The 11,212-nt window shown below is 31.8% G+C and carries 10 protein-coding genes; 9 read left to right on the top strand and 1 reads right to left on the bottom strand.

Annotation, left to right across the window (positions count from 1 at the left end):
- The coding region (locus tag ACH2BG_RS00495) for a putative LPS assembly protein LptD (RefSeq protein WP_395045781.1) at window positions 1-1,232 on the bottom strand (1,232 nt) is incomplete at its 3' end.
- Between the two features lie 77 nt (window positions 1,233-1,309).
- Here ACH2BG_RS00495 and ACH2BG_RS00490 point away from each other — a divergent pair.
- From ACH2BG_RS00490 to ACH2BG_RS00450, 9 genes are all read left to right on the top strand, one after another.
- A complete protein-coding gene (locus tag ACH2BG_RS00490; protein ID WP_395045780.1) occupies window positions 1,310-2,479 on the top strand; it encodes an N-acetylmuramoyl-L-alanine amidase in 1,170 nt (389 codons plus the stop codon).
- Window positions 2,480-2,520: 41 nt separating this feature from the next.
- A complete protein-coding gene (locus tag ACH2BG_RS00485; protein WP_395045779.1) occupies window positions 2,521-3,471 on the top strand; it encodes an MlaD family protein in 951 nt (316 codons plus the stop codon).
- A gap of 17 nt (window positions 3,472-3,488) precedes the next feature.
- Window positions 3,489-4,814, top strand: a complete 1,326-nt coding sequence (locus tag ACH2BG_RS00480; RefSeq protein WP_395045778.1) for a 4Fe-4S dicluster domain-containing protein — start codon at window positions 3,489-3,491, stop codon at window positions 4,812-4,814.
- Between the two features lie 173 nt (window positions 4,815-4,987).
- Window positions 4,988-5,434 carry a phosphoheptose isomerase gene (locus ACH2BG_RS00475; RefSeq protein ID WP_395045777.1) on the top strand — a complete coding sequence of 149 codons (447 nt, stop codon included), beginning with the start codon at window positions 4,988-4,990 and terminating at the stop codon, window positions 5,432-5,434.
- Between the two features lie 75 nt (window positions 5,435-5,509).
- Window positions 5,510-6,301: a (Fe-S)-binding protein gene (locus ACH2BG_RS00470; protein ID WP_395045776.1), complete on the top strand. Its 792-nt coding sequence runs from the start codon at window positions 5,510-5,512 to the stop codon at window positions 6,299-6,301.
- Window position 6,302: 1 nt separating this feature from the next.
- Window positions 6,303-6,911 carry a hypothetical protein gene (locus tag ACH2BG_RS00465; RefSeq protein ID WP_395045775.1) on the top strand — a complete coding sequence of 203 codons (609 nt, stop codon included), beginning with the start codon at window positions 6,303-6,305 and terminating at the stop codon, window positions 6,909-6,911.
- Window positions 6,912-6,964: 53 nt separating this feature from the next.
- Entirely contained in the window at window positions 6,965-7,759 is a 795-nt protein-coding gene (locus ACH2BG_RS00460; protein ID WP_395045774.1) for a phosphatase PAP2 family protein, read from the top strand.
- A gap of 12 nt (window positions 7,760-7,771) precedes the next feature.
- Entirely contained in the window at window positions 7,772-8,254 is a 483-nt protein-coding gene (locus ACH2BG_RS00455) for an ABC transporter ATPase (protein WP_395045773.1), read from the top strand.
- A 178-nt stretch (window positions 8,255-8,432) separates the two neighbouring features.
- The coding region (locus ACH2BG_RS00450; RefSeq protein ID WP_395045772.1) for a glycoside hydrolase family 3 N-terminal domain-containing protein at window positions 8,433-11,212 on the top strand (2,780 nt) is incomplete at its 3' end.

Raw genomic sequence — 11,212 nt, 5'->3', positions numbered from 1 at the left:
GTGTTGAATGTTTTCGAATAATTTATAGATGAACTTAAAGTATTGTTTAACGAAGCTGAATTATTTATTTGATTAAATGAGCTTTTGAAATATTTTTGACTTCCTAAATTTACCGATGCCGAAAATCTCGAGTTTGGAGTTGCTTTAGAATCCGGAGAATGGCTCCATTGTAAATTATAAATATTATTTTTCCCATAACCAGGTAAGCCACGCTCGCCAGTAATCTGATTTTCAAACCTGAAGTTTAAATTACCACGGTATTTATAAATCTTTGCATAATTCGTTTCTGCTCTAAAGGCATAACTTCCGTTGGTATAATAATCGCCCAAAAGTGCCAAATCATAATGCTTACTGAGTGCAAAATAATATCCTCCGTTTTGCAAAAAATAACCTTGAGCATTCGAATCTCCAAAAGTTGGAATAATTATTCCAGAAACATTACGCTCTTTAGATAAAGGAAAATACGCAAACGGAATGGCGATAGGAGTAGGAACACCTGCAATTACCATATTTGTAAATCCAGTTACTACTTTTTTTCCGGGAACTAGCTTTATTTTTCGAGCCAAAAAGTAATATTCTGGATCTTCTAGATTTTTTGAAGTGGTAAAACGAGCATTTTTTATAAAATAAACCGAATCGTTTTCTCGTTTTGTAATCTCTCCTTTTACTCTAAATTCGTCTTGGTCGGTTCTAGAATTCCAAATTAAGGCTTTTCTTGTTTTAAAATTAAAACGAATAGAATCTGGTTCGACCACATTTTCTGCTTGCTTGAAATATGGATATTGCGAATATGCATTAGTAGAATCCTTTATTCGACCTGCATAAACTTCGTCTTTTTCGTAATCTATAACGATAGTTCCAGACTTTAGTTCAATATCTTTATAATACACTTCAGCTTTATCATAAAGTGTAATTTGTTTCTTTTTTTGATTTATTTTAGCATATTTCGCAGCTTTATACTTAATTTGAGCCTCAAGTAATCGCTTTTTTTTAGTAATACTATCTTTTTTGATGGTGTCGGTAGTTTTAACAATGTTTTTCACACCAATATTTAGGCTATCTGCCTGGTTTTTAGTAGGTATAGAAGGGCTTTTTTTAGGTAACTCTTGGGAATAAGAAGTGTTATATCCAAAAGTTAATAAAAAAGCTAAAAAAACGATATGAAATAAGTTTGTACGCAACGCTATAAATACTATTTTTGTAAAAATATGGCTTAATTTTTGAAGTGACAAACTTACAATCTATTTTTAAAAAAATTAAGCATTTAGTAAAATTATAACCTTTAGGGTCACTTATAAAAAATACAAGTATGAAATTCACATTAAAAATTAAACATTTAGTTTTAATCTTATCGTTAGTTTTTGTTGCAACAACTTCAGGACAAACGAATTCTAAATTTAAAGTTGTTCTTGATGCAGGACATGGCGCCAAAGATTTTGGAGCTGTGTACAATGGTTGTGTCGAAAAAAATATAAATTTAGGAATAGCTCTCAAAATAGGAAAAATATTAGAGACAGACCCTGATGTACAAGTTATATACACTAGAAACGATGATACTTTTATCGAATTAGTAGAAAGAGCTAATATTGCAAATAGAGCCAATGCTAATTTTTTTATATCAATACACTGTAATGCAAATGTAAAACCTGGACCATTTGGTTCTGAAACCTTTGTTATGGGACTTTCTAAAAGTGCTTCGAGTTTGGCTATTGCAAAGAAAGAGAATGCAGTAATTACGCTAGAGGATAATTATAAGAAAAAATACGCAGGATATGATCCTAATTCGCCAGAATCGCTCATAAGCGCAACATTAGCGCAAGAGGAATATTTAGACCAAAGTATCGAATTAGCCAGCAGAATTCAAGATGGTTTAGAAAACAAATTAAATAGAAAATCTCGTGGTGTGGCACAAGCACCGTTTATGGTTTTACACAAAGCATTTATGCCTAGAGTTCTTGTAGAAACAGGGTTTATTTCTAACCTAGAAGAAGGAGCTTACCTAAACTCTGAAGAAGGACAAAACAATATCGCTAAAACGATTGCTGATGCTATTTTTAGAATGAAAGTAGAGCATTTTGGGGGTACAATGCCAGTTATTGATATCAAAAAATATGAAAAACCAGTTGTAAAAGATTCTACACCAAAAGTAAATGTTCAAACTCAAACTAAAGACACATCAAAAGAAATAAAAAAACCAGCTGATGCTAAAAAATTAGACACAAGTAAACCAGTTTTTAAAATCCAACTAAAAGCAAGTACTTCTAAAATAGAATCAAAACCAGAAAATTTTAATGGTTTAGATAAAATTTCATTTGTTTTAGAAAAAGATTACTACAAATATATGTACGGAGAAACTAACGATTATGTTATTGCCAAAATGCAATTGCTTGAAGCAAAAACTAAAGGATATGATTCTGCTTTTATTGTAGCATTTAAAAATGGATTAAAAATTAGCCTAAACGAAGCATTAAAGAAGTAATACTAATAAGAATTTATTAATTTTGTTAAAAATATTTTATCTTGAAAATCACTAAAGAAATTAAAACCGCCATATTAGTCATTGCCTCAATTTTGTTGTTCATTTGGGGATACAGTTTCCTGAAAGGTCAAAATTTATTTAACAGCCACAAAAAATTATTTGTTGAATACGATAATGTAGAAGGATTGGCGACATCGGCACCAGTAACAGTAAGCGGAAAAGTTATAGGAAAAGTAAATTCGATAATACTAAATACAAACGGAAAACTACTGGTTGAGCTTCAAATAGACGATGATCAGTTTCCAATTTCAAAAACAAGTGTGGCACAAATTTATGAGCCAGGGGTTATTGCAGGCAAACAAATTGCAATTATACCTAATTATAAAGATAATAATATGACTATTGATGGCGATAAACTATTGTCAGGAATAAAACTAGGATTAACAGACGCTTTGGGACAAAAATTAGAACCACTTCAAGCTCGTTTAGACAAAGTTTTGGCAAATGCTGATGCTTTAATATCAAATTTAAACACCGTTCTAGACGCACAAACACAAACAAATCTAAAAACGGCCATTGCCGAGCTAAACAAAACCATGTCGAATTTTAGTAAAGTATCTAAAAATGTAGATGACATATTGGTAGATAACAAAGAGAAATTAGGCAGTGCAGTGGCTAATTTAGATAAAACTACTCAGAATTTTGCCAAGATTTCTTCCGATTTAGACAAAGCAAATCTAGGAGCAACAGTTAAAAATTTAGAAGCAACTTTAGACAATGTCAATAAAATCATGACAAATTTAGAGTCAGGAAAAGGTACAATGGGCAAATTATTGAAAGATGATGCGATGTATACTAACCTATCTAAAGCATCAAAAGAATTAGAATTATTATTACAAGATGTAAGATTGCATCCAACAAGATATGTAAATGTTTCTCTTTTTGGTAAAAAAGAAAAACCTTATGTAGAGCAACCAATACAAAAACAATAAACCACAAATAACTATTTATGAGCTATTTAGATAATATATTATTTTTCATTATTCTGTCCATAGGAATTGGGTATTTTGCTATCAATGTCAAAAAAATTATCCGAAACATAAAACTAGGACAAGATATAAACCGTTCTGACAATCCATCAGAAAGATGGAAAAATATGGCAATGATTGCACTCGGACAATCTAAAATGGTCAAACGTCCCGTAGCAGGAATTCTTCACATATTTGTTTATGTAGGATTCGTGGTTATCAATCTAGAAGTTCTAGAAATCATGATCGACGGATTATTCGGAACGCACCGAGTTTTTGCTTTTTTAGGAGTACTTTACGATGTGTTAATAGGTTCATTCGAAATATTAGCACTGTTAGTATTAGTTGCAGTTATTACTTTTTTGGTCAGAAGAAATGTTATCAAACTAAAAAGATTTATCCATTCAGATTTAAAAGGCTGGCCAAAATCTGACGCCAATTATATTTTATATTTCGAAATAGTATTAATGTCTTTGTTTTTAATCTTAAACGCTTCCGATTTATGGTTGCAAAGCATGGGAGTACATCATTATACACAAGCAGGTTCGTTTCCAATCAGTCAATTTTTAGCACCTATTTTCAACGGAATGTCAGAATCATTAGTAATAATGATAGAACGTGGCGCTTGGTGGTTACACATTTGCGGAATTTTAGTATTTCTAAATTATTTATATTTCTCTAAACATTTACACATATTATTAGCTTTCCCAAATACTTATTTTGCGAATCTAAAACCACAAGGACAGTTCGATAATCTAGAAAGTGTAACAAAAGAAGTAAAACTAATGATGGATCCAAATGCCGATCCATTTGCCGCTCCAGCATCAGATGAGAATGCAGTTCCAAGTAAATTTGGCGCACAAGACGTACAAGATTTAAATTGGGTTCAATTGTTAAATGCCTACACTTGTACCGAATGTGGTCGTTGCACATCATCATGTCCAGCTAACCAAACAGGGAAAAAACTATCGCCAAGAAAAATCATGATGGATACTCGTGATCGTTTGGTCGAAGTAGGAAATAATATCGATGCCAACAAAGGCGTATTTATTCCAGACGGAAAATTTTTATTGAACGATTACATCACACCCGAAGAACTTTGGGCGTGTACATCATGCAACGCTTGTGTCGAAGAATGCCCTGTAAATATTAGCCCATTGTCTATTATTATGGATATGCGTCGTTACCTAGTTATGGAGCAAAGTGCTGCGCCACAGTCGCTAAATGCTATGATGACAAATATCGAAAACAACGGAGCGCCATGGCAATATAACCAGCAAGACCGATTAAATTGGAAAAACGAATAAAATAATATTTTGGGCGTGACCCGAAAAGGGTCGGGCTTTCCGTTACAAACGAAGTTCACTGAACTCCGATTAAAATGAAAATCAAGTGAAGTAATCTTTTCTTTTTTTTAAAAAAAAAGAAAAGGATTTTCACTATAATCCCTCACGCAAACACAGCATAAATAAGCATTACAATGAATATCGAAGATTTAGATAAAAGTTTAGTAGCCGCATCAGAAAACGGACAAACCATAAGCCCCATCTTACCAGAAGGAGTGAAAAACTATCTGATAGACATAGACGGTACCATTTGCGATGATATTCCAAACGAAGAACCAGAACGAATGCTAACTGCCCAAGTATATCCAGACGCATTAGTAACGCTAAACAAATGGTACGACGAAGGACATATAATTTTCTTTTTTACCTCAAGAACCGAAGAACACCGAGAATATACCGAAATCTGGCTCAAAAAGCACGGATTCAAATACCACGGAATGGTCATGGGAAAACCACGAGGAGGAAACTATCACTGGATAGACAACCACCTAGTAAAAGCAACACGTTACCAAGGAAAATTTACAGATTTGATAGATAAACAAGTAACAATACAAGTCTTCGACGACGGAAAAGATGAATAAAAATTTGGTTATTTGTGGATTCAGTTATTTGTTTAATCGAATAACCAAATCCACAAATCCACAAACAAACAGATTATGCAAGAAACATTAATAGTGCCTACAATGGCCGAAATGCTAGCCCAAGGCAAACAACCAGAAGTATTATTTTGGGTAGGATGTTCAGGAAGTTTCGATGATAGAGCAAAAAGAATAACCAAAGCCTTTGTACGAATTCTAAACCGTGCAAACGTCGAATTCGCAGTATTAGGAACAGAAGAAGGCTGTACAGGCGATCCAGCAAAACGAGCTGGAAACGAATTTTTGTTTCAAATGCAAGCCATGATGAATATCGAGGTGCTAAATGCTTATGAAGCAAAAAAAATCGTAACCGCTTGCCCGCATTGTTTTAATACAATAAAAAATGAATATCCAGAATTAGGCGGAAAATACGAAGTAGTTCACCACACAGAATTCCTAAAATCATTGTTAGACGACGGAAGATTAACCATTGAAGGTGGACAATTCAAAGGAAAAAGAATCACTTTTCATGATCCATGTTATTTGGGACGTGCCAACAAAATATATGAAGCGCCAAGAGAATTAATTCAAAAATTAGATGCAGAATTAGTCGAAATGAAGCGTTCTAAAGCCAACGGATTATGTTGCGGAGCAGGTGGTGCACAAATGTTTAAAGATGCCGAACCAGGAAACAAAGAAATCAATGTTGAAAGGACAGAGGACGCTCTAGAAACCAAACCAGAAATCATCGCAGCAGGTTGCCCATTTTGTAACACAATGCTAACCGATGGTGTAAAAAACAAAGAAAGAGAAGCTGACGTAAAAGTGATGGATATCGCCGAACTTATTGCAAACGCTCAAGATTTATAATATGAAAAAAATATTTATAGTAACGATTTTACTTTTTAATTACATTGTATATTCTCAAGATGTATACGAAATTGTTGGTAAGGACACATGTGAATGTTTAAGTAATAAAAAATTGGATTTCAGTAAATTACCTAAAGAAACATTAGAGACTGAGCTAGGTTTTTGTATGCTACAAAGTTATTCTAAGAGTTCTGATAAATTTAAAGGAAAAGACAAAATAAATCTTGATAATGAAGAAGGGATGAGCAAACTAGGAGAAAAGGTGGCAATGAAAATGCTGGTATCTTGTCCGGATGTAATTCTTCAACTTGGTAGGGACGAATTGGAAAATAGAAAAGTAGTTGATAATATTTTAGTAAATTTAAAAATTGAAGGGCAATTTATTGAATTTGTTAAAAATGATTTTTTAAGTATTTCTGTTAAAGATAATTCAGGAAGAACACACTCACTATTAATGCTTTATTTTTTTGAAAATTCAAATTTGATAACTGAAAATCTTCTAAAGAAAGATGATAAGATTACAATAGAATTTATAGAAGAAGAATTTTATGATTCAAAAGCAAAAGATTTTAGATATTTTAAAGTATTAAAAGGAATTAAAAAGCTATAATAATAAATTTATAATCATTACTTAAAATTAATTCCTAACGCTCAAGATTTATAATGTATAATTTTTGTTTTAAGATTAAAAAAATATTTTTAATACCATTACTTTTTCTTTGCATAGGTTCATCATCGTTTGCACAAGAAATAAATACTAATGTTTCTATCGACTCTGTTAAGGTTGATGAAAATAAAAATATAAAACTTAATTATAAACAACTAGTAATTCCAGGCGTTTTAATAGGATACGGCGTTATAGGATTAGAAAGTCATCAATTATTGTCTTTTAATGCTGAAATAAAAGAAGAAGTAAAAGAGCATATTGATGAAAAAATAACAATAGACGATTTTTCTCAATACGCACCTTTGGTTTCAATATATGTTATAGATGCATTGGGAATAAAAAGTAAGAATAATTTTAAAGACAAGACTATAATTTCTGCAACATCTTATTTAATTATGGGATTAGCAGTAAACACTTTAAAAAGGACATCCGTATCGGAAAGACCGGACGGAACATCTTTTAACTCATTTCCTTCAGGGCATACCGCTACAGCATTTATGGGAGCAGAGTTGTTATATCAAGAGTATAAAGAAAAATCAATCTGGTACGGAGTATCAGGTTACGTAGTTGCTACAGGAACAGGACTTTTCAGAATGTATAATAATAGACATTGGTTGTCTGATGTGGTTGCTGGAGCAGGAATAGGAATTTTAAGTGCTAAAGCGGGATATTGGTTATACCCAATTGTAAGTAAAATTTTTACAAACAAAAAAGAATCAAATACAAAAACAGCATTTATTCCATATTATGATGGGAAAACTACTGGTTTTGGATTAGTCTCTACATTTTAAAAAAAATAAAATATGTTAGTTCCATTTGAAGACTTACCATTAGAATCAAAAATTTGGATTTACCAATCCAATCGTAAATTTACCGATGAGGAATTTGCTGAAATCAAGGTTTCAACAGAAGCATTTATTCAAGATTGGTCTGCACATGGGACAAGTCTTGAAGCATCTTATTTGCTAAAATATAATCGATTTATCATTTTTGCAGTAAATCCGGAAGTGCAAGTAGCGACAGGTTGTTCTATCGATAAATCGGTTCAATTTATTCAAGAATTTGAACAAAAATACAAAGTCGATTTGTTGGACAAAATGAATGTAACTTTCAAAAATGGTGAGTTTGTAGCACACAAAACATTAATCGAGTTCAAAAAAATGGCAAAAGACAAAGCCGTTACAGGTTCGACAATTGTCTTTAATAATCTAGTAAATTCTATTGAAGAGTTTAACGAATCTTGGGAAGTTCCCGCAGAAGATAGTTGGCACAGTCGCTTCTTTTAAAAAATTGCATAACGTTTTTTACCGCAGATTCACAGATTATAAATTCGAGAATTCGCGGTGAAAAAATCAGACAAATTTAAGAATCAAAGAAAAATCTGTGACCCAAGCAATAGCGAATTGGCGAAGCAATTTTTGGTAAAAAAATAGCCCGCAAAGCGGACAATCATAAAGAATTATAATGAAAAATTTAGGTTTTAAGTTTCTATTGTTTTCTGTACTCACTTTATTTATGGTCAATTGTTCTGTAAATAAAAATTTGAGTAAGGAAAAAAATGCCATTTCTAAAAATGTAGAAAAATCTAAAACCGAAAAATTTATTGATCCTTCAAAAGTTGGTTTCAATCTTTTTGAAGACACACATTCAGAAAAAAAATGGGTAGATAGTATTTATAATACTATGACTTTCGAAGAAAAATTAGGGCAATTATTTATGGTTGCAGCCTATTCTAACAAAGATACTATTCATTTTAATGGGTTAGATAAACTGATAAAAAATTATAAAATTGGCGGTTTAATTTTCTTTCAAGGTGGACCAGTTCGTCAAGCAAAAATAACCAATCGTTTTCAGGCAGCATCTAAAATTCCTTTGTTTATTGGAAATGATGCTGAATGGGGATTAAGTATGCGACTAGATTCTACTTATCGTTATCCTTGGAATATGACACTTGGAGCCATTCAAGACATGAAACTTATTGAAGAATTAGGCGTACAAATGGGACAGGAAACCAAGCGAATTGGAATTCAGTTTAATTTTGCTCCGGTAATTGATATTAATACAAATCCAAACAATCCAATTATCGGAAATCGTTCTTTTGGTGAAAATAAAGAAGAAGTGACTAAAAGAGCCGTTTCTTTGATGAAAGGTTTTCAAAATCAAGGTGTTTTCTCGACAGGAAAGCATTTTCCAGGACATGGTGATTCAGAAACCGATTCCCATCATGGTTTGCCAACAATTAATTTTTCAAAAGAGAGATTAGATGAAGTGGAGTTTTATCCGTACAAAAAAATGTTTAGTTTAGGATTAGCATCGGTAATGGTGGCACATCTTAACGTACCAAGTTTAGAGAATCGTCCCAATTATCCGTCGTCAATATCATACAATATTGTAACCAATGTTTTAAAGAAAGATTTGGGTTTTAAAGGTTTAATTTTTACCGATGCACTGAATATGAAAGGTGCTAGTAATTTTAAAAAACCAGGCGAAATAGATTTAGAAGCTTTCCTTGCCGGAAATGATATTTTACTTTTCCCAGAAGATGTTCCTACGGCAATCGAGAAATTTACGCAAGCCTACAAAGACACATTAATTACTGATGATAGAATAGAGTTTTCGGTAAAAAAAATATTAAAATACAAACACAAATCAGGTTTAAATAAATACAAACCTATTGAAACTAATACTTTATATAAAGATTTGAATAAGCCGATTAACAATTCTTTACAATATAAACTCTATGAAAATGCGATTACACTTTTAAAAAATAAAGATTCCATTTTGCCAATAAAAGATTTGGCTAAAAGTAAAATTGCCTATGTAAAATTAGGTGACGATTCGGGAAATACTTTTTTATCAACCTTAAATAAATATACCGAAGTTACCGAAGTTTTTAATGAAAATATTGATAGTTTAAATCAGGAATTAAAACAATATAATACAGTTATTATAGGTTTTCATAAATCTGATAAAGCTTGGAAAAAACATGAATTTACAGAAAAAGAATTACTTTGGATTCAGAAAATATCGGAGAACAATACTGTAATTCTCGACGTGTTTGCAAAGCCATATACTTTATTGCAGATTAAGAATTTCGATAATATAAAAGGATTAATCTTAACCTATCAAAATGGTGATATTGCACAGGAAGTTTCTGCAGAATTAGTTTTTGGAACTATCGAAGCAAAAGGGAAAATTCCAGTTTCTATTGCTGAATTTTTTAAACAAGGAGATGGATTAACAACTAAAAAAATAAACAGATTAGGATTTACAACACCTGAAAATGTGGGAATGAATTCTGAAATATTATCTAAAATTGAAGCCATTGCCAAAAAAGCCATTGATGGAAAAATGACGCCTGGCGCTCAAGTTTTGGTAGCCAGAAAAGGTAAAGTTATTTATCAGAAATCATTCGGTTATCATACATATAAGAATGAAACGAAAGTAAAAAATTCAGATATTTATGATATTGCATCGTTAACAAAAATTGTATCAACATTGCCTAATGTAATGCAGGAATATGACGCAAAAAAGATAAATTTAGAAACAACACTGGGTTCTATGCTTCCAGAAGTAAGAGGAACAGACAAAGATTCTATACGATTTAAAGATTTGTTATCACATTATGCTCGTTTGCAAGCTTGGATTCCGTTTTACAAAAGCACAGTAGATTCGGTAACTAAACTTCCGTTAAAAAAATATTATCGAAAAACAGAATTAATTGGGTTTTCGCAGCAAGTTTCAGAGAATTTATTTATTAGTAAATCGTATAATGACACCATTATAAATAAAATAATTCAAAGTAAATTATTGCCTAAAAAAGAATATAAATACAGCGATTTTACTTTTATTTTACTCAAAGAATATTTAGAAAAAGCAAACAATAAAAAGCTAGATGTTTTATCTCAAGAAAATTTCTTTTCTAAATTAGGAATGAATAATACGTTATATAATCCTTTGCAAAAATTCGATATGAGTATAATTCCGCCAACGGAAGTTGATACTTATTTCCGTCATCAAGTACTTCAAGGATATGTGCATGATATGGGAGCGGCAATGCAAGGTGGTGTTGCAGGTCATGCGGGAATTTTTTCTAATTCTATTGATGTTGCAAAAATGATGCAAATGTATTTGCAAAAAGGAAATTACGGAGGTGTTCAATATTTTTCGGAGCAAACTTTCAACGATTTTAATACTTGTTATTTTTGTGCTGAAGGAAATAGGAGAGGGCTTGGACTCGACAA

It is taken from the genome of Flavobacterium sp. (assembly GCF_043779715.1).
Lineage (GTDB): Bacteria > Bacteroidota > Bacteroidia > Flavobacteriales > Flavobacteriaceae > Flavobacterium.
This window is presented reverse-complemented; position numbering and strand designations above follow the sequence as displayed.

Bases quoted from the DNA above. Each gene is read 5' to 3' on its own strand.
- ACH2BG_RS00490 (WP_395045780.1), top strand. From the start codon at position 1,310: ATGAAATTCACATTAAAAATTAAACATTTAGTTTTAATCTTATCGTTA.
- ACH2BG_RS00480 (WP_395045778.1), top strand. From the start codon at position 3,489: ATGAGCTATTTAGATAATATATTATTTTTCATTATTCTGTCCATAGGA.
- ACH2BG_RS00475 (WP_395045777.1), top strand. From the start codon at position 4,988: ATGAATATCGAAGATTTAGATAAAAGTTTAGTAGCCGCATCAGAAAAC.
- ACH2BG_RS00470 (WP_395045776.1), top strand. From the start codon at position 5,510: ATGCAAGAAACATTAATAGTGCCTACAATGGCCGAAATGCTAGCCCAA.
- ACH2BG_RS00465 (WP_395045775.1), top strand. From the start codon at position 6,303: ATGAAAAAAATATTTATAGTAACGATTTTACTTTTTAATTACATTGTA.
- ACH2BG_RS00460 (WP_395045774.1), top strand. From the start codon at position 6,965: ATGTATAATTTTTGTTTTAAGATTAAAAAAATATTTTTAATACCATTA.
- ACH2BG_RS00455 (WP_395045773.1), top strand. From the start codon at position 7,772: ATGTTAGTTCCATTTGAAGACTTACCATTAGAATCAAAAATTTGGATT.